An 18,039-nucleotide genomic window follows, 5' to 3' on the forward strand; every position below is an offset into this window, starting at 1 on the left:
GATCGACGCCGCGCCATAGGCCGGGCCGGCACCCGAGGTCGGAGTCGCTCCCGCGATCGACGCCGCGCCATAGGCCGGGCCGGCACCCGAGGTCGGAGTCGCTCCCGCGATCGACGCCGCGCCATAGGCCGGGCCGGCACCCGAGGTCGGGGTGGCTCTTGAGATCGGCGCGGTGCCGTGGGTCTGGTCTTGGCCGGACGTTGGGTCGGCCGCCGAGGTCGGCATCGCGCTGTAGGTCTGGTCCGAGGCCGCGCCTGAGGTGGGCGCGGCGCCGTATGGCTGGTCTTCGCCTGCGGCGCTCGGCGTCGCGGCGAAGGGTGGCGTTCCCGCTTCGAAGGCCGAGTTACTGACGGCGGCCGGGTTGGCCCTCGGGTCTCCGACGACGGGATCCGCTCCGAAACCCTGCTGGCCGTAGGCACCGCTCACCGGCTCGGTGCCGCCGTGAAATGGACCATAGGCTCCCGCGCTGCTGCCCTGGATGGGCGATGCGCCGCTTGTAACCCCATTTGCAGGCGCGGGTATCGCGGCTCCCCCGGAGGTGCTCGGAGCGACCGGGTGAGCGATCGGAGTCTGGTCCCCGGCGGGGTGGGTGCTTTGCGGATAGGTCGGCGGCGGGGTGGGCTGGTGCGCCTGCGCCGGACTGTGCTGGTGCACCGGACCGACAGGCTGAGCAGGGATTTCCGCGTCGGCGGGCGACCCTGGAACGAATGGCTGCGCGGAGTCGGCGGGGCCGGAGTGCTGGACGACCTGGGCCGTCGCGTCAGCGTCCTCGCGAAGCGGGCCGCCACCGCGCCGAGCAGGGTGGGAGTCGTCTGTCACGACGCAGCAGATTACCAGTCCGCGGCTGTCGTCGACGCCCCGGAAGATCCATCTACGACGATGGACCCGCAGCCTGGCGGGGCTGCGGGTCCATCGTCGTGCATCTGCCCGGGACCGTGGCGGTCCTGCGACCAGCGCGACACCTTCACGAAGCTGCAGCAAGTGCCGGACCGTCAATCGCTGGTCCGGCTCAGGCCTCGCCGACTAGCGCGACACCCTCACGAAGCTGCAGCAAGTGCCGGGCCGCCAATCGCCGGTCCAGCCCAGGCCTCGCCAACTAGCGCGACACCTTCACGAAGCTGCAGCAAGTGCCGGACCGCCAATCGCCGGTCCAGCCCAGGCCTCGCCAACTAGCGCGACACCCTCAAGAACCTGCAGCAAGTGCCCGGCCTGTGCCGGATCGCCGGCCTTCTCGATCAGCGACACATCGACGAAGGGCCGCGAGTGCCCGGCCGGTCAGGACCGGGCACTCGGATGCCGGCTGGGATCAGGCGTCCGCGCCTTCGGGGCGCCGGCGCCGCGTCACGAGGACGAGGCCGACACCGCCGGCGGCGATCGCGGCGCCGAGACCCGCGATGCCGATGACGTTGATGCCGGTCACCGGGAGGCCGCCGCCGCCGGAGTTGGAGCCGCCTCCGCCGCCCGCGGTGTTGGAGTCGCCGTTGTTGCCACCGTTGCCGGAGCCGCCGTCGGACTCGTCGTCGTCGGAGCCCGAGCCGCCACCAGTGCCGGAGTCGGGCGGAGTGGTCGGGTCGGTAGGACCGGAGCCGCCGCCACCAGGCTGCTCGCCACCGGGATCTTCACCGCCCGGATCTTCGCCACCCGGGTCCTCGCCACCCGGATCTTCGCCACCCGGATCTTCGCCACCCGGGTCCTCGCCACCCGGGTCCTCACCGCCCGGGTCCTCGCCGCCCGGGTCCTCGCCACCCGGGTCCTCACCGCCGGGCTCGCCACCCGGGTCCTCGCCACCGGGCTCGCCGCCCGGCTCTTCGCCGCCACCGCCGCCGCCCGGCGGGTCCTCTTCCGCCTTGGTGGCCTTGTCATCGTCCCCCGCGGCGGCCGGCTCGGTGAGCACGACGACGCCCCGCATGGAGTCCGTGATGGTCGAGGCATTGGCAGCGTTGGCGCCCGCGAGGGCAGCCACACCAACGGCGCCGATGATGACGCCCAGTCGAGCCGCAGCACGCACGCCGCGATGGCGCGCGAGTCGATTCGTCTTCATTTTCCTCCCCGTACTGTGGAGGACCGCCATCCGCAATGGACACTGGTCCCCGTAGTCCGGGCTGTAACTTACCGGCGATCATGGCCCGACTTCTATCCACGGTTGACAATATGGCAGAAGTCGGACACCCCGCCGTTCGGGCATTCCCTTGAGCGCCGTGAGGACTGCCCCAATCCGCCGGCCACCATGCGCATCGGGCAAGCGCCACCAATGTGATCGGTCGCCATACGCGGGCCGCTTGACCGGTACGGCGAATGGACACGTCGATGCTGGTCACGTGCTTGACCAGCCGAAATCTTGGCGCGCTTGACTCCTCCAGCGCCTGACTCAATCACCAGCGAAGCCTGAAGAGCACGACAATCTGGCGATTACGAGAACGCATCGAGTCAACAGCACACGGTGACTACGCGATTACTTCGTGGCGCACAGGTGGCCGATCCCTTATTGCTTGCGTTAAGCGCAGCACTTCACCGCTAGCCGAGAAGTCCCGGGTGGTCTCATCGCGATAACAATTGGGCGGGCTTAGGTAAGGAGGCACCCGGACTCAGGACAGAGTGTCGGTGGCTTCGTCAGCGAGCGCGTCCGCGTCGATCTGGTCGGCGAATTCAGCGGCTTCCTCGTCGCGCGCGGCGAGTGCTTCCTTGACCGCCTGGATGGCCACGCCGGCCGGGTAACCTTTGCGGGCCAGCATGCCCACGAGCCGGCGGAACACCTGATCAGGCGTACCCCGAGCCGAACGCAGCTTGCGGTCGACCAGGGCGCGCGCTGTGGTCGCCTCGGCCTCGTCGTCCAGCGTTTCCAGGGCTTCGGTGGCCACTTCGGACTCGACTCCGTGCTGGCGCAGCTCGTTGGCCAGCGCCCGGCGGGCCAGTCCGCGGCCCTGGTGCCGGGTCGACACCCACATCCGCGCGAACGCGGCGTCGTCGATGATCCCGACCTCGTCGTAGCGGTCGAGGACCTCGGCGATCACCTCCTCGGAGATCTCCTTGCGGGCCAGCGTCTTCGCCAGCTCGGCCCGCGTGCGCGGCCGCACGGCGAGCTGCCGGAGGCAGATGTCGCGGGCCACCTCGGACTCGCTCCGCGGAGGCTCAGGAGGACGCTCGGAACCGTCCTTCCCGGCACGGCCACCGCCACCACTTCCGGAACGCCCGCCGCCGGATGCGGAGCGATTACCGCTGCCGAACGCACGGCTCCCGGACGAGCCGAAAGCGCCGGACGAAGAACCACCCGACGAGCGGCGGCGGCTCCCGGGTGAGCCGCGTTCCGGGTCCTCAGAACCGGGCTCACCGCCGGGCGAATCGTCCTGCGCGGGCCGAGGCGGAATCGCGTCCCAACCGCGCCCGGACCTTGCCCCACGTCGACCGGCCATGCCTCAGCTCCGCTCCGCCACAAACTTGGTATCCGGCTCGCGCGTAGACGACGACACGCGGCCAGAAACTCGCCCTGACATCGGACGCGGCAGCAAGTTAGGACGTCGACATGCCGCAACCCCCTGCCGCATGCCGCACCCCTCAGCGACCTCGCCGGCCAGCCGACCGGTCATGCCTGCGCCGGGGTCCGCCAGCGTCAAGTAGACCACCCGCACCCCGTCTGCCGGCCGCTCCGGCGATCGACCCACCGGCCACGCCTGCATCCGGCCCACCGGCCACGCCTGCATCCGGCCCACCGGCCACGCCGACGATCGACCCACCGGCCACGCCTGCATCCGGCCCACCGGCCACGCCGACGATCGGCCTACTGGCGTTCGGATTGCGGGGTGAACCCGGCCCTTGCGGGCCGGGTTCGGCGAACCGTGGCGGCGGCGTTCGATCGGTCAGAAGTCGACCGGGGGCAGCTCCGGGCCGCCGGCGGCGTCGCCGGTGGTCTGGCCCACGCCGAGTTTCTCCAGGATCTTCTTCTCGATCTCGGCCGCGACGTCCGGGTTCTCCTTCAAGAACTCGCGCGCCTTTTCCTTGCCCTGGCCCAGCTGGTCACCGTCGTACGTGTACCAGGCGCCGGACTTGCGCACGATGCTCTGCTCGACGCCGACGTCGATCAGCGAGCCCTCGCGGGAGATGCCCTTGCCGTACATGATGTCGAACTCGGCCTGCTTGAACGGCGCGGCGACCTTGTTCTTCACGACCTTGACGCGGGTGCGGTTGCCCACCACGTCCGTGCCGTCCTTGAGGCTCTCGATGCGGCGCACGTCGAGGCGCACCGACGAGTAGAACTTCAGGGCCCGGCCACCGGTCGTGGTCTCGGGCGAGCCGAACATGACGCCGATCTTCTCGCGGAGCTGGTTGATGAAGATCGCGGTCGTGCCCGAGTTGTTGAGGATACCGGTGATCTTGCGGAGCGCCTGGCTCATCAGGCGGGCCTGCAGACCCACGTGGCTGTCGCCCATCTCGCCCTCGATCTCGGCGCGCGGCACGAGCGCGGCCACCGAGTCGATGACGATGATGTCGAGCGCGCCGGAGCGGATCAGCATGTCCGCGATCTCGAGCGCCTGCTCACCCGTGTCGGGCTGCGACACCAGCAGTGCGTCGGTGTCGACACCGAGAGCGCGGGCGTACTCCGGGTCGAGCGCGTGCTCCGCGTCGATGAACGCCGCGATGCCGCCGTTGCGCTGGGCGTTGGCCACCGCGTGCAGGGCCACCGTCGTCTTACCGCTGGACTCCGGTCCGTAGACCTCGATGACCCGGCCGCGCGGCAGGCCGCCGACGCCGAGCGCGATGTCGAGGGCGATGGAGCCGGTGGGGATGACGGCCATCTGGATGACGGGTCGTTCCCCGAGGCGCATCACCGAACCCTTGCCGAACTGCTTGTCGATCTGCGCGAGAGCAAGGTCTAGCGCCTTGTCCCGATCAGGTCCTGCCACCATGTCCGCCACCCCTGTATTCGACTTTCCGGGCGTCTTCGCCGAAGAGCTTCTGTTCACCACGCGAGTCACGCTAGACCTAGGGTCTGACAAAAACCGGTGCCCGGCCGTGCCCTGTGGATGACCGCGCCGCTGAGGACAATAGCCGAACAGGTGTACGAATACGAGCGACACGCCAGAACAAGCGTACGAAAAAGGGGTCAGCGCAGCCTGGCAGGCACCCGATCGGGGTACGCGGAAACCACCGCACGCCAGATAGTAACCGTCTCCACACCCTGAGCTATGGATTCGTTAATGGTGCGCCCGTCGAGTGCCGCAAAACTCTGATCCGCGGCGAGACTCCGCGCATAAGCGGGGCCGAAGGCCTGTTCGAGGCGCCCCCAGAAGTCTGTCAACCGCACGGGAAAAGCCTACCCGCGGCGTCTTGCCGGCCCTGCTCGACGGCACGCTGAGACACACATCACTATGTGCTGGTGACTGTGGACGTTCTCGACCGGCCGAGCTGGGCCGCCCTCACCGGCCCGCACGCGCGGTTCGCCGGCATCGTCGGCCGGGCCGCTCGCTACCACCCCGACGTGGCGCCGTTCTTCGCTCTCGAGGACCCCGCCGATCCTCGCTGCTGGCACGACCTGGCGATGCTGGCCGGTCCCGGCACCGAGCTGTCGATCACGGCGAATCCGCCACACGACCTGGGCTGGGAGGTCCGGGGCACCAGCGCCACGCGGCAACTGGTGGATGCAACCGTGCGGGCCGTACCGGATCCGGAGGCCGTCGTTCTGACCGCGACCGACGTCCCCGAGATGATCGATCTTGTGCGCCGGACCGGACCGGGGCCGTTCCGGCCGCGCACGATCGAGCTGGGCACTTACCTCGGCATCCGACACGGGGGTGCTCTGGTGGCGATGGCCGGCGAGCGGATCAGGCCGCCGGGCTGGAGTGAGATCAGCGCGGTCTGCACCGATCCCGGCTATCGCGGTCGCGGCCTGGCGGCCCGGCTGGTGCTCGCGGTCGCAGCCGAGATCTATGAGCGCGGTGACCGACCGTTCTTGCACACCATGGCGGCCAACACTGCCGCCGACCACCTGTTCACAGCGATCGGCTTCGTGCGGCGCAAGGACAACGTGAACGTGTCGTTGCGCGTACCGGTCAGCCCAGGACTGTCGCCGCGACCTTGAGGTCGTCGACCAGGCCGTTGTAGGCGGCGTCCCGGTCGTCGGCCCGCAGCACCGCGGACGGGTGGATCGTGGCCAGCGCCCGCGACTCGGCGACCGGGAAGTCCTGTGGGCGCTGCGCCGACGCCGGCCAGGGCAGCAATTCGCCGCGTGACCTGGTGACCCGGAACGACGGTCCGAACAGGGCCTTGGCCGCGGTGGCCCCGAGCGCCACCACCAGATCGGGCTTCAGCTGCGAGAACTCGGCGACCAGCCACGGCCGGCAGGCCGTGATGTGCGCCGGGCCCGGAGTCTGGTGGATGCGCCGCTTGCCCCGCAGCTCGAAGCGGAAGTGCTTCACGGTGTTGGTCAGATAGATGATCGACGGATCGATGCCCGCGTCGCCCACCGCGTCGCGAAGCAGGCGGCCGGCCGGCCCCACGAAGGGCAGGCCCTGCTGGTCCTCGATGTCGCCGGGCTGCTCCCCCACCAGAACCAGCCGCGCATGTTCCGCGCCGCGGCCGAAGACCACCTGGGTGGCGTCCTCGTAGAGTTCGCATCCGCGGCAGCCGGGCGCCGCCGCTTTGAGCTCGTCGAGGCTCTTCGCGTCGGCGGGGATGAATTCCTGCGCACCGGGCGGGGCTTGCGTCGTAGCCATGCACCCGTTCTACCCCGTCGCGTCCGGTCCACGCGCACAGGCTCACCTGATCGAGCAAGATCCGACACGCCGACACGACATGTGGTGTTGTACATCGGCTGTCGCACCTAGATATGGTGTTGCTCGCAGCTGGTTCGCCCGTCCCTCCAGGACGGCGCGAGGCAAGAGGGAACCCGGTGAGAAACCGGGACTGCCCCCGCAGCGGTGAGCGGGAACGACCGCCGTCATCAAGCACTGGGCCCGGGCCCGGGAAGCGACGGCCACTAGGCGACCGGCAACGGTCAGGCCCGCGAGTCCGAAGACCTGCCAGCGCGCCGCACGCTTTCGCGTGCGGCGGTCCGAGGCCGCGTGGGACGGCCGACGCCACTTCAGGTGTACGCGCACAGCCGCGTCCACCGGCGTCCTCCTGCGCGCCCGAAGACCGTTCCGCCAACGGGCTCGCGAGGAGAGAGAGTTCATGACGGTCACGCAGGACAAGACTGCGTACGATCCGGCCGTGCCGGAGCAACGCCGGCACGCGATGCAGGTGCGCAAGCGCAATGGTGAGACCGAGTCGGTCGACGTCAACAAGATCGTGCGGGCGGTCGAGCGCTGGGTCGCCGACCTGAACGAGGTGGATCCGCTGCGGGTGGCGACCAAGACCATCAGCGGGCTCTACGACGGCGCGACCACCGCGGAGCTGGACAAGCTGTCGATCCAGACGGCCGCGGAGCTGATCGGCGAGGAGCCGCAATACTCGCGACTGGCGGCCCGGTTGCTGGCGGCCTTCATCGACAAGGAGGTGCGCGGGCAGGGCGTCGCCAGCTTCAGCCAGGCCATCGCGCACGGCCACGCGGAGGGGCTGATCGGGGACGCGACGGCTGCTTTCGTGGCCAGGAACGCCCGCAAGCTCGACGATGCCGTGGACCCGGCCGGCGATCTGCGTTTCGAGTACTTCGGGTTGCGGACCGTCGCCGACCGCTACCTGCTGCGTCATCCGCAGTCGCGGCTGGTCGTGGAGACGCCGCAGTACTGGCTGCTGCGGGTCGCCTGCGGCCTGTCGACCAACGCCGGTGAGGCGATCGCGTTCTACCGGCTGATGTCGTCGCTGGCCTACCTGCCGAGCTCGCCGACGCTCTTCAACTCCGGCACCCGGCACACTCAGATGTCGTCGTGCTTCCTGGTCGACTCGCCGAAGGACGAGCTGGACTCGATCTACGAGCGGTATCAGCAGGTGGCGCGACTGTCGAAGTTCGCCGGCGGCATCGGCATCTCGTGGTCGCGAATCCGCGGGCGCGGCGCGCTGATCCGCGGCACGAACGGGCAGTCCAACGGCATCGTGCCGTTCCTGCGCACGCTCGACGCCAGTGTGGCCGCCGTCAATCAGGGCGGCCGGCGCAGGGGCGCAGCCTGTGTCTATCTCGAGCCGTGGCACCCGGATATCGAGGAATTCCTCGAGCTGCGTGACAACACCGGCGAGGACGCCCGCCGGACGCACAACCTGAACCTGGCCAACTGGATCCCCGACGAGTTCATGCGCCGGGTCGAGGCGGACGAGATGTGGTCGCTGATCGACCCGTCGGCCGTACCGTCGCTGCCTGATCTCTGGGGTGCCGATTTTGACGCGGCCTATCGGGCCGCCGAGGCCGCCGGGTCTGTCGTCCGTCAGGTCAAGGCACGCGATCTGTACGGCCGGATGATGCGCACCCTGGCACAGACCGGCAACGGCTGGATGACCTTCAAGGATCCGTCGAACCGGCTGAGCAATCAGACCGGCGTGCCGGGCAACACCATTCACTTGTCGAATCTGTGCACGGAGATCCTGGAAGTCAGCTCGGACGACGAGACGGCCGTCTGCAATCTGGGCTCGGTCAACCTCGCCGGGCATCTGAACGGCGACGACGTGGACTGGGAGAAGCTGCGGGCGACGGTGCGGACGGCGGTCGTCTTCCTGGACCGCGTCATCGACATCAACTACTACCCGAGCACCGAGGCCGCGACCAGCAACCCGCGGTGGCGTCCGGTCGGGCTCGGGCTGATGGGCCTGCAGGACGCGTTCTTCGCGCTGAGGCTGCCCTTCGACTCTGCTGCGGCGCGGGAGCTGAGCACGCGGGTCGCCGAGGAGATCTACCTGACCGCGCTGGAGAGCTCGGCCGAACTTGCTGAACGGTGGGGCGCACACCCGGCGTACCCGCAGACCAGAGCGGCCGGCGGCGACCTGCAACCGGATCTCTGGCGAGTGACGCCGACGCAGACCGCCCGGTGGGCGGCGGTGCGGCAGCGGATCGCGACCAGCGGGCTGCGGAACTCGCTGCTGATCGCGATCGCGCCGACGGCGACGATCGCCTCCATCGCCGGCTGTTACGAGTGCATCGAGCCGCAGGTCAGCAACCTCTTCAAGCGTGAGACGCTGAGCGGCGAGTTTCTGCAGATCAACACCTATCTGGTACGGGAACTGAAGGCGCGCAGCCTCTGGACCGCAGCCGTCCGCGAGCAGATCAAGCGCGCCGAGGGCTCGGTGCAGGGCATCTCCGCGCTGCCTGCCGACGTCCGGGAGCTCTTTCGCACGGCATGGGAACTGCCGCAGAAGGCGCTCATCGATGTGGCCGCGGCCCGGGCGCCCTACGTGGACCAGTCGCAGTCGCTGAACCTCTTCATGAGCGCGCCGACCATCGGCAAAGTCTCGTCGATGTATCTCTACGCGTGGAAGGCCGGCTTGAAGACCACCTACTACCTGCGTTCGCGGCCGGCGACGCGCATCCAGCAGGCGACCGTGGCCGTCGCGCCGACCATACCGGCGCCGGTCGGCGATGACGAGGCAGTGGCCTGCTCCCTGGAGAACCCCGAGTCGTGTGAGGCGTGTCAGTAGATGTTGCTGGATCCCGGAATGGACCTGACCCTGCGGCCGATGAAGTACCCGCACTTCTTCGACCGTTTCAAGGACGCGATCAAGAACACCTGGACCGTCGAGGAGGTCGACCTGCACTCCGACCTCGCCGATCTGGCCAAGCTGTCGCCCGCGGAGCAGCACCTGGTCAGCCGCCTGGTCGCCTTCTTCGCCACGGGCGACACGATCGTCGCCAACAACCTGGTGCTGAATCTCTACCAGCACGTCAACTCCCCGGAGGGACGGCTCTATCTGTCGCGGCAGCTCTTCGAGGAGGCCGTGCACGTCCAGTTCTATCTGAACCTGCTGGACACCTACGTGCCCGACGACGCGGAGCGGGCCGCGGCCTTCGACGCGGTGGAGAACATCCCGTCGATCGCCCGCAAGGCCGAATTCTGCTTCCGGTGGATCGACTCGGTCTTCGAACTGCGGGAGCTGCGGACCAAGGACGACCGGCGGGCGTTCCTGCTCAACGTCATCTGCTTCGCCGCGTGCATCGAGGGCCTGTTCTTCTACGGCGCTTTCGCCTACGTCTACTACCTGCGGTCGCGCGGGCTGCTGCACGGCCTCGCCTCGGGTACGAACTGGGTCTTCCGCGACGAGTCGATGCACATGGCCTTCGCCTTCGACGTGGTCGAGCAGGTGCGCGCGGAGGAACCGGATCTCTTCGACGAGAAGATGGAGCAACAGGTTCGCGACATGCTGGCGGAAGCCGTCGAGTGTGAGGTGCAGTTTGCGGCGGACCTGCTGGAGCAGGGCGTCTCCGGCATGTCGCCGGCCGATATGCGCGAATACCTCCAGCACGTGGCGGACCGTCGGCTGGCGCAGCTCGGCATCGCCCCGGCCTACGGTTCGCAGAACCCGTTCGCCTTCATGGAACTGCAGGACGTGCAGGAGCTCTCGAACTTCTTCGAGCGCCGGGTGTCGGCCTATCAGGTCGGCATCAGCGGGTCCGTGAGCTTCGACGACGACTTCTGATCGCCGGCGCCGTGCACTGTCGTTCGCTGTATTGCGGACGGCAGTGCCGGCGCGTTCCCGCCGACCGAGCCCGAAGCAGGCAGTCATCGTGAGGCGGTGGGCACAGCGGCCGGATGGGCTGCGGCGGCGACCTGGTCGGCCAGGGCTTCGATGGCGTCGTCGTCGATCGGGCTGACCGTCATCCGGACGCCCGGCGGTGCCTCCATGCGGAACAGGGAACCCGGGGCGACCGCATAGCCCGCGTCGCGCAGGGTTGTCACCATGCGGGTCTCGTCCTCGACGTTGACCCAGACGTTGATGCCGGTGGCACCCCGCGCCCGCACTCCGCGCACCGCCAGCGCCTCGCGCAGTGCACGGCGGCGACGGTCGTAGTCCGCACCCGCCGCGGCGATCCGGGCCTCGGTCTCCTCGTCGTGCCATAGTCTCAGCAGCAGTCTTTGCAGCACTGTGGACACCCAGCCGGCTCCGATACGCATGCGGCCGACCACGCGCGCGATGGTCGCCTCGTCCCCGGCCATGACGGCGATGCGCAGATCGGGTCCGTAGGGCTTCGAGGCCGATCGGACGAAGGCCCACGACTGCGTCGCTCCGCCGAGGCAGTGCAAGGGCACGCCGGCCAGCTCGGCGGCGTGGTCATCCTCGATCAGGAGCACTTCGGGGTTGCTGCTCAGGACCGCACGCAGCTCTGTCGCACGGCCGGCGGTGACCGCGGCGCCGGTGGGATTCTGCGCGCGAGCCGTGATCACGACGGCGCGCGCCCCTCCTTTCAACGCGGCAGCGAGCCGGTCAGGCAGCGGGCCCTCGTCGTCGACCGCGACCGGCACTGCGGTCAGGCCCAGCGCGCCCAGGAGGTCGAGCAGATTGGCCCAGCCGGGATCCTCGACGGCGACCGGGTCACCCGGGCGCAGATGCGCTGTCAGCAGTCGCTCGATGGCGTCGAGAGTGCCGTTGGTGACAGTGATGGCGGCATCGTCGACCGGCACTCCGTCAGCGGCGAGGCGGGGCCGGGCCGCGTCGATGAGCTCGGGCATCGCGCCGGCTGCCGCGTACCCCATGGGTGGACCGACCTCATCGGACACTGAGCGCAGGTGCCGGCCCAGGGACGGCAGCAGCCGGGTGTCGGGGTCGCCGGCCGACAGGTCGAGCGCGCCCGCCGGCACCGGCAGCCGCAGCGCGGAGCGCGGGCTGGCCACAGCCGGCCGGGCCCGGATGCGGGTGCCCTGGCGACCCACGGACTCGACGATGCCGCGCTGGCGCAGCTCCTGGTAGGCCTTGGACACGGTGGCCGGGCTGACATGCAGGCTGTCGGCGAGAACCCGGATGGGCGGGAGGCGATCACCCCAGGCCCAGTCGCCGAGGCGGACCCCCGCCTCGATGCTCGCGGAAATCGAGGCGGCGCTGGATCCGGTGACCTGATACTGTGCTGACACAAGACAGATTCTGTACTAGTACAGGCCCGTTGGCAAGGAGGGTTTCCGTGACCGACCTCTATCAGCCCACCGATCGGACCACGGCCACCCGCAATCGCGACCGGATGCACTACGAACGCGAGAAGGCCCACGCCATCCTGGACGAGGCGTACGACTGTTCCGTCGCCTTCGTGGTCGAGGGTGAGCCACGGGTGCTGCCCACGCTGCACGTCCGCGTCGAGGACACGTTGTATCTGCACGCTTCCACGGGCGGCCGGCTGGGCTTGCAGGCACGAGGCGACGGCGTGCCGGTTGCCGTGTCGGTGACGCTGCTCGACGGCATCGTCTATGCGCGCTCCCAGTTCCACCACAGCGCGAACTACCGATCGGTCGTGGTGCACGGCAACGCCAGGCCGGTCACTGACATGTCGGAGAAGCGCGCGGCAATGGACGCGCTGGTGGAGCGGATAGGCCACGGCCGCAGCGCGGCGAGCAGGCCGCCGACGGCACGTGAGCTGGCGACGACCACCGTGCTGGCGCTACCTCTCGTCGAAGTGTCCGTGCGAGCGCGCACCGGTGGCGTCGTGGACGACCCGGAGGATCTGTCGCTGCCGCACTGGGCCGGCGTGCTGCCCCTCCGGCGAGTCGCCGGCCCGCCGGAGCCGGACGCCGGAGTCAGCGGTCCGCCGCCCGCGTACCTGCCGGGGCCGGCCTCGCCGTGGCACCTCGCGGCGCCGATGCGCGGTCGACATGTCGCGTTGGAGCCGCTGGCCCCCGGTCACGCGGACGGCTTGCTGGCGGCGATCAGCGATGACGAGGTGTGGCAACACCTGCCGAGCGAGCGGCCGCGGAGCAGCGCAGAGATGGCCGAGCTCATCGCTGTCGCCGCCCGCGAGCAGTGGGAAGGCAAAAGGGTGTCGTGGGCGCAGGTCGACCCGCGGACCGGCGAGGTGATGGGCATGACGAGCTATCACGACATCGACCCGGAACGGCAGGCAGTCGGCATCGGCCACACCGTCCTCGGCCGTCGGTGGTGGCGCACCGGGGTGAACACGGAGGCGAAGCTGCTGCTGATGGAACGGGCCTTCGAGGTGCTCGGCGCGGAGCGGGTGTTCTGGTACACCGACATTCGCAACGAGAGATCGCAGCAGGCGATCACTCGGCTGGGCGCGACGCGGGACGGGATGATCCGGCGGCACCGGTTGCGCCCGGACGGGACGTGGCGGGACACGGTGCTGTTCGCGATGACGGTGGAGGAATGGCCCGCGGCCGCGAAGCGCCTCCGGGCTCGCCTGGAGACCAGCGATTCACCGGCTGAGCTTCATTAGGGTGTCGGGATGGCATGCCGCGTAACCGAGCTGGTGCTGGACGCGCTCGATCCTGACCTGCTCGCTCGGTTCTGGTGTGAGGTGCTCGGCTATGTCGAGCTGGAGCGTGACGCCAACGGCGACATCGAGATCGGGCCGGCCGATGGAGGCTTCGGCGGGCCGCAACCGACCATCGTCTTCAACAGGACCACGAAGCCGAAGACCGGTCAGCTGCGCCTGCACATCGACGTCAATGCGACCGATCGCGACCAGGACGCGGAGTTGGAGCGGCTGCTCGCGATCGGTGCCCGGCCGGCCGACGTGGGCCAGACGGGGGACGAGAGCTGGCACGTGCTCGCCGATCCCGAGGGCAACGAGTTCTGTCTGCTGCGACGGCGGGTGGACCCGGTTTGAGGAGCGGGACTTCCACCGCGTGGGGAAGGCCACAAGGATCTAGCTTTACGGGTACTGCCGGCGCCTCGTCGGGGCGCTGAGGATGGAGGCGTGCTGGGGATCACTGACTTCTGGACGTACGTGCTGGGCACGGTCGCGATCGTGTTGCTGCCTGGGCCCAACTCCATCTTCGTGCTGACGGTCGGCGCGCAGCGCGGGGTGCGAGCGGGATATCGGGCTGCCGCCGGGGTGTTCGTCGGCGACGCGGTGCTCATGGCGCTGGCGGCTGCCGGCGTTGCTTCGCTGCTTCGGACGTATCCGCCGGCGTTCATGGTGATCAAGTACGCGGGTGCGGCCTACCTCGCGTGGGTGGGCTTCGGCATCATCCGTGGGGCCTGGCAGAAGTGGCGGGGTCGCAGCGATTCGGCAGCGGTTGCTCAGCAGAGTGCCGAGGCGGGCGCGGCCGGGGGCGCAGCGCGGACCGCGGTTCAGGCGACGCCTACCGGGCTCAGTGCGGGGATGCAGCGGCCGTTCCGGCGGGCGCTGGTCGTCAGCCTGCTCAATCCGAAGGCGATCCTGTTCGTGGTCTCGTTCTTCATCCAGTTCGTCGAGCCGGGGTATGCCCATCCCGCGCTGTCGTTCCTGATCCTCGGGGCGGTGCTGCAGGTGTTCAGCGCGCTCTATCTCACCGGGCTGATCTTTGGCGGGCGGTTCCTGGCCGGTCAGTTCCGGCGTCGTCAGCGGCTGTCCGCGGCCGTAGCGACCGGGGTCGGCGCTGTGTTCGTCGGCTTCGGGATCAAGCTGGCCACCGCCACCACCGGCTGATCACGAACGGCAACAGCCGAGGAGGCAACGGTCAGCGGAAACGGCAGTGGGTCGGTTGCGGCCAACGGCGAGAAGGTAACCGTCACCAGGTAGCGCTCAATGGGCGACGGCGGCAGGCGGCAACGGGAACAGCTGTCGTGTAACTGGCAAGGCAGCAAACAGGCGGACGGAACAAGGGCTGACAAGAAGCCAACCTCACCCCGGCAAAGACCCCTTACCAACCACCTCGTGCACCCACCCCTGCACCACCGATACCCAATCCACCCCGGACACCTCGTCATGCGAGACCCGGTACCGGGCGTACGTATCCCGCCCCTCCCGCAACAACCCCCCACGCTTGTCGAACTCCAGGATCACCTCGATCCCCGCCGAGTCCGCCACGAAGGTCACTTCCACCTCGTCCATCGACTTCGCGTACTCCGCCGGCGCCGCGTACTCGATTTCCTGGTAGAACGGCAGCTCCTGCCGTACCCCATAGATTCCGCCCCGCTCCACGTCCGCGTGCCGCAGCCGGAAGCCCAGGCGGTCGAAGGCCGCCAAAATCTTTTCCTGGGCCGGCAGCGGATGGATCTCCACCCCGTCCAGGTCTCCCTGGTCCACCGATTTCGCCACCGACAGCTCGGTCCGCACGCCCATCGTCATCCCGGCCAGCGGCTTGCCGGCCAGGTGCGTCACCGGCGTCTCCCACGGCACCGTCAGCGTGAACGGGATGTCCTCGCGCACCCCCGCCCGCAGCGTGAAGTTCCCCGCCACCGAGGCGCGGTGGAATTCCAGCAGGGCTTCGCCGTCTTCGGCTTCCGCGCGGGTCACCAGGGCCAGCACGATGTTGTCGATCAGCACGTCGTATTCACCGCCGGCCACTCTGACCTCGCCGTGCAGGGTGCCGCCGGGGTGGGTGGCCGGGTCGGTCAGGACCGTGTCGACGCTCGGTCCGCCTACCCCGAACGCCCGCAGCACTCTCGCGAAGACCATCCGGCCATCCTCTCAGCGCATGCGCCGGCCCACCGGCACCGGGTCCGTCTCGTCGTCGAATTCGCCGATGACCTGCTCCAGCAGGTCCTCCAGGGCGACGAAGCCGACCCGGCCCTGGCCTCGGCGGGTCACCAGCGCGAACTGGGCCCGGGCCGCCCGCATCCGGGTCACCGCGTCCGTCACCGTGACCGCCGCTTCCAGCGTGAACGGCGGGTCCATCAGCTCGGCCGCCGTCGCCGTCCCGCCGGGGGTGGTGACCCGGATCGCGTCGCGGACGTGCACCACGCCCAGCGCCTCGCCCGCCGGGGAGACCACCACCAGCCGGGACCGGCCGCAGCGCAGCGACGACGCCTCGATGTCCAGGGCCGAGGCGTCCGGCGGGATCGTCACCAGCTGGGCGTCCGGGGTCATCACGTCGGCGACCTTGGTGTCCTGCAGCTTCAGCATGCTCGTCAGCAGCTCGGTCTGCTCCGCGCCGATCAGGCCTTCCGCGCGGGAGCGTTCCAGCAGGATGTGCATCTCCTGCGGGCCGTGCGCCTGGGCCAGCTGGTCCTGCGGGTGCACCCCGAACGGGCGCAGCGCCGCGTTGGCCAGGGCGTTCAGCGCCACCAGGGCCGGGCGGACCATCCGGACGAAGCCGCGGAACGGCAGCGCCAGCAGGGTCGCCGAGCGTTCCGGGTCGGTGATCGCCCAGGACTTCGGCATCATCTCGCCGACCACCAGGTGCAGGAACGTGACGACGACCAGCGCCAGCAGGAACGCGATGATGCCGCTGGGCATGTCGGGCAGACCGATGCCGTGCAGCAGCGGGTGGACCAGGTGCTCGATGGCCGGCTCGGCCAGCGCGCCCAGCCCCAGCGAGCACAGCGTGATGCCGAGCTGGGCGGCGGCGAGCATCAGGGACAGCTCGCGGCTGCCGTCCAGGGCGGCGCGGGCGGCCCGGCTGCCTCCCGCGGCGGAGTGTTCCAGGCGGTAGCGCTTGCTGGCCACGAGAGCGAACTCGGCGGCGACGAAGAACGCGTTCCCGGCGAGCAGCAGCACCGAGCAGATCACAGCCCAGGTCGTGCTCATCGGGGATCCTCCTCGGCGTCGAGAGCGGTGTCAGGAGCGGTGGCGAGAGCGGTGGCGGAGACGGCGGCAGGCCCGGCCGGGGCCGACAGGCGTACGGCGTCAGGCACGTGCCGGTCCACCGAGAGCACCGCGAGCGCTGTGCCGGAGGCGAGCGACACCGCGTCACCGACCTGGGGCACCCGGCCGAGCTCGGACATCACCAGGCCGGACACCGTGTCGTATTCGTCGCTCTCCGGCAGCTCCACGCCGGTCGCGTCGATGACCTCGTCGATGCGCCAGCGGGCCGGGACGATCCACGAGCCGTCCTGCTGGCGGGCCGGGGCGGGCTCGGGCAGGTCGTCCTCGTCGCGGATCGGACCGACCAGCTCCTCGGCGATGTCCTCGAGGGTGATGATGCCGGCGAAGCCGCCGTACTCGTCGACCACGCAGGCGAGCTGGCGGTGGTCGCCGCGCAGCCGGTCCAGCACCGCGGGCAGGCGCAACGAGGCCGGCACGAAGAGCGGCGGCACGGCCAGCGACTCGACCGGGACCGTGGCGCGGTCGGCGGCGGGCACGCTCAGGACGTCCGCGATGCCGACCACTCCGACGATCTCGTCGACGCCGGTGCCGGCGCGGACCGGGAACCGGGACCGGCCGGTGTCCAGCAGCTTCACCACCTGGGAGGCCGGGTCGCTGCCGCGGACCGTGTGCACGTCCACCCGGGGGATCATCACCTCGGACGCGACCCGGCGGCGGAAGTCGAGGCCGCGGTCGAGCAGCGCCGAGAGCTCGGGATCGAGGTGTCCCTCGGCGCGGGACTCCGCGATGATGTGCTCGAGGTCCTCCTCCGTGGCGCCCTCGGGCAGCTCCTCGATCGGCTCGATGCCGACCCGGCGCAGCAGCCGGGCCGCGGCCTTGTCGAAGAGCTTGATGATCGGTCCGAAGACGGCCAGGTAGATCAGCGTCGAGCGGCTGAGCGCCTTGGCCAGGGTCTCGGCCCGGGCGATCGCGAAGTTCTTGGGAGCGAGCTCGCCCAGGACCATCTGCACGATGGTGGCGATGAGCAGAGCCAGCACGATCGAGATCGGCAGGCTCACCGCGGTGGGCACCCCGGCCACGCCGAGCAGGTCGGCGAAGCCCTCACCGAGGAACGGCTCGGCGACGTAGCCGACGATCAGGGCGGTGACGGTGATGCCGAGCTGCGCGCCGGACAGCACGAAGGAGAGCCGTTCGGTGACTTTGAGCGCGCGTTCCGCGGCCTTGTCGCCCTGCTCGGCCTCCTGGCGGAGGCGGCTGCGGTCGACCGCGACATACCCGAACTCCTGGGCGACGAAGTAGCCGGTCACGGCCGTCACCAGGATGACTAGCAGGAATCCGACCAGGATCAACATGGCCGGGCCGGAAAGACGAGAAGCCGGGCCGAGCCCGGCTGCATACTGCCGATCATCCGGAAAAGATAGCAGCGGCGGCTGCAAGTCCGCTGTGAGAACCCCGAGCGGGGGTACGGCCGCAGCCGCACCCCCGCCCGCCCC

The 18,039-nt window shown here is 69.7% G+C and carries 15 protein-coding genes, 1 pseudogene and 1 riboswitch; of the genes and pseudogenes, 6 read left to right on the forward strand and 10 right to left on the reverse strand.

All coding sequences use genetic code 11. From position 1 onward, the window contains the following. From AB0C12_RS19345 to AB0C12_RS19365, 5 genes and pseudogenes are all read right to left on the reverse strand, one after another. A pseudogene (locus AB0C12_RS19345) lies at positions 1-426 on the reverse strand (hypothetical protein); the annotation flags it as partial. Positions 427-1,306: 880 nt separating this feature from the next. Continuing rightward, positions 1,307-1,963, reverse strand: a complete 657-nt coding sequence (locus AB0C12_RS19350) for a hypothetical protein (RefSeq protein ID WP_360549707.1) — start codon at positions 1,961-1,963, stop codon at positions 1,307-1,309. Positions 1,964-2,585: 622 nt separating this feature from the next. Continuing rightward, positions 2,586-3,410, reverse strand: coding sequence for a regulatory protein RecX (locus AB0C12_RS19355; RefSeq protein ID WP_360549709.1), 825 nt, complete (start codon positions 3,408-3,410; stop codon positions 2,586-2,588). A 444-nt stretch (positions 3,411-3,854) separates the two neighbouring features. After that, on the reverse strand, positions 3,855-4,901 hold the full coding sequence (recA, locus tag AB0C12_RS19360; RefSeq protein ID WP_360549711.1) for a recombinase RecA: 1,047 nt from the start codon (positions 4,899-4,901) through the stop codon (positions 3,855-3,857). A 197-nt stretch (positions 4,902-5,098) separates the two neighbouring features. After that, positions 5,099-5,299 carry a DUF3046 domain-containing protein gene (locus tag AB0C12_RS19365; RefSeq protein ID WP_360549713.1) on the reverse strand — a complete coding sequence of 67 codons (201 nt, stop codon included), beginning with the start codon at positions 5,297-5,299 and terminating at the stop codon, positions 5,099-5,101. Positions 5,300-5,371: 72 nt separating this feature from the next. On the opposite strand from AB0C12_RS19365, the gene AB0C12_RS19370 reads away from it, so the two are divergent. Next, positions 5,372-6,073 carry a GNAT family N-acetyltransferase gene (locus tag AB0C12_RS19370; protein WP_360549715.1) on the forward strand — a complete coding sequence of 234 codons (702 nt, stop codon included), beginning with the start codon at positions 5,372-5,374 and terminating at the stop codon, positions 6,071-6,073. Here the strand turns inward: AB0C12_RS19370 and AB0C12_RS19375 are convergent. Continuing rightward, positions 6,045-6,707, reverse strand: coding sequence for a UdgX family uracil-DNA binding protein (locus AB0C12_RS19375; RefSeq protein ID WP_360549717.1), 663 nt, complete (start codon positions 6,705-6,707; stop codon positions 6,045-6,047). The two genes, AB0C12_RS19370 and AB0C12_RS19375, sit on opposite strands and share 29 nt — an antisense overlap. A gap of 113 nt (positions 6,708-6,820) precedes the next feature. Then, positions 6,821-7,033: riboswitch (cobalamin riboswitch) on the forward strand. Between the two features lie 131 nt (positions 7,034-7,164). Here AB0C12_RS19375 and AB0C12_RS19380 point away from each other — a divergent pair. Next, positions 7,165-9,555 (forward strand): ribonucleoside-diphosphate reductase subunit alpha, encoded by a 2,391-nt coding sequence (locus AB0C12_RS19380; protein ID WP_360549718.1) that lies wholly within the window; start codon positions 7,165-7,167, stop codon positions 9,553-9,555. Continuing rightward, positions 9,556-10,551 carry a ribonucleotide-diphosphate reductase subunit beta gene (locus tag AB0C12_RS19385; protein ID WP_360549720.1) on the forward strand — a complete coding sequence of 332 codons (996 nt, stop codon included), beginning with the start codon at positions 9,556-9,558 and terminating at the stop codon, positions 10,549-10,551. An 83-nt stretch (positions 10,552-10,634) separates the two neighbouring features. Here AB0C12_RS19385 and AB0C12_RS19390 read toward each other — a convergent pair whose 3' ends face one another. Further along, entirely contained in the window at positions 10,635-11,981 is a 1,347-nt protein-coding gene (locus AB0C12_RS19390) for an aminotransferase class I/II-fold pyridoxal phosphate-dependent enzyme (protein ID WP_360549722.1), read from the reverse strand. Positions 11,982-12,028: 47 nt separating this feature from the next. On the opposite strand from AB0C12_RS19390, the gene AB0C12_RS19395 reads away from it, so the two are divergent. Genes AB0C12_RS19395 through leuE form a run of 3 tightly spaced genes read left to right on the forward strand, consistent with a single transcriptional unit; the run spans position 12,029 to position 14,485 of the window. Continuing rightward, positions 12,029-13,288: a bifunctional pyridoxamine 5'-phosphate oxidase family protein/GNAT family N-acetyltransferase gene (locus AB0C12_RS19395; protein ID WP_360549724.1), complete on the forward strand. Its 1,260-nt coding sequence runs from the start codon at positions 12,029-12,031 to the stop codon at positions 13,286-13,288. 9 nt (positions 13,289-13,297) lie between these two features. Beyond that, positions 13,298-13,681, forward strand: a complete 384-nt coding sequence (locus AB0C12_RS19400; protein ID WP_360549726.1) for a VOC family protein — start codon at positions 13,298-13,300, stop codon at positions 13,679-13,681. Positions 13,682-13,735: 54 nt separating this feature from the next. After that, positions 13,736-14,485, forward strand: coding sequence for a leucine efflux protein LeuE (gene leuE, locus AB0C12_RS19405; protein ID WP_360550543.1), 750 nt, complete (start codon positions 13,736-13,738; stop codon positions 14,483-14,485). A gap of 195 nt (positions 14,486-14,680) precedes the next feature. Here the strand turns inward: leuE and AB0C12_RS19410 are convergent, their stop codons facing one another. The 3 genes from AB0C12_RS19410 to AB0C12_RS19420 are packed head-to-tail and all read right to left on the reverse strand — an operon-like array spanning position 14,681 to position 17,898. Beyond that, a complete protein-coding gene (locus AB0C12_RS19410) occupies positions 14,681-15,457 on the reverse strand; it encodes a sporulation protein (RefSeq protein WP_360549728.1) in 777 nt (258 codons plus the stop codon). A gap of 12 nt (positions 15,458-15,469) precedes the next feature. Then, positions 15,470-16,528, reverse strand: coding sequence for a hemolysin family protein (locus tag AB0C12_RS19415; protein ID WP_360549730.1), 1,059 nt, complete (start codon positions 16,526-16,528; stop codon positions 15,470-15,472). Continuing rightward, positions 16,525-17,898, reverse strand: coding sequence for a hemolysin family protein (locus tag AB0C12_RS19420; RefSeq protein WP_360549732.1), 1,374 nt, complete (start codon positions 17,896-17,898; stop codon positions 16,525-16,527). The genes AB0C12_RS19415 and AB0C12_RS19420 overlap by 4 nt, the downstream gene beginning before the upstream one ends. Positions 17,899-18,039: the final 141 nt, after the last annotated feature.

Source organism: Actinoplanes sp. NPDC048967 (assembly GCF_040649415.1).
GTDB lineage: Bacteria > Actinomycetota > Actinomycetes > Mycobacteriales > Micromonosporaceae > Actinoplanes.

Coding starts and splice junctions, on each gene's coding strand:
- AB0C12_RS19355 (WP_360549709.1), bottom strand. CDS start 3,410: ATGGCCGGTCGACGTGGGGCAAGGTCCGGGCGCGGTTGGGACGCGATT.
- recA (WP_360549711.1), bottom strand. CDS start 4,901: ATGGTGGCAGGACCTGATCGGGACAAGGCGCTAGACCTTGCTCTCGCG.
- AB0C12_RS19375 (WP_360549717.1), bottom strand. CDS start 6,707: ATGGCTACGACGCAAGCCCCGCCCGGTGCGCAGGAATTCATCCCCGCC.
- AB0C12_RS19380 (WP_360549718.1), top strand. CDS start 7,165: ATGACGGTCACGCAGGACAAGACTGCGTACGATCCGGCCGTGCCGGAG.
- AB0C12_RS19385 (WP_360549720.1), top strand. CDS start 9,556: ATGTTGCTGGATCCCGGAATGGACCTGACCCTGCGGCCGATGAAGTAC.
- AB0C12_RS19400 (WP_360549726.1), top strand. CDS start 13,298: ATGGCATGCCGCGTAACCGAGCTGGTGCTGGACGCGCTCGATCCTGAC.
- AB0C12_RS19410 (WP_360549728.1), bottom strand. CDS start 15,457: ATGGTCTTCGCGAGAGTGCTGCGGGCGTTCGGGGTAGGCGGACCGAGC.
- AB0C12_RS19415 (WP_360549730.1), bottom strand. CDS start 16,528: ATGAGCACGACCTGGGCTGTGATCTGCTCGGTGCTGCTGCTCGCCGGG.
- AB0C12_RS19420 (WP_360549732.1), bottom strand. CDS start 17,898: ATGTTGATCCTGGTCGGATTCCTGCTAGTCATCCTGGTGACGGCCGTG.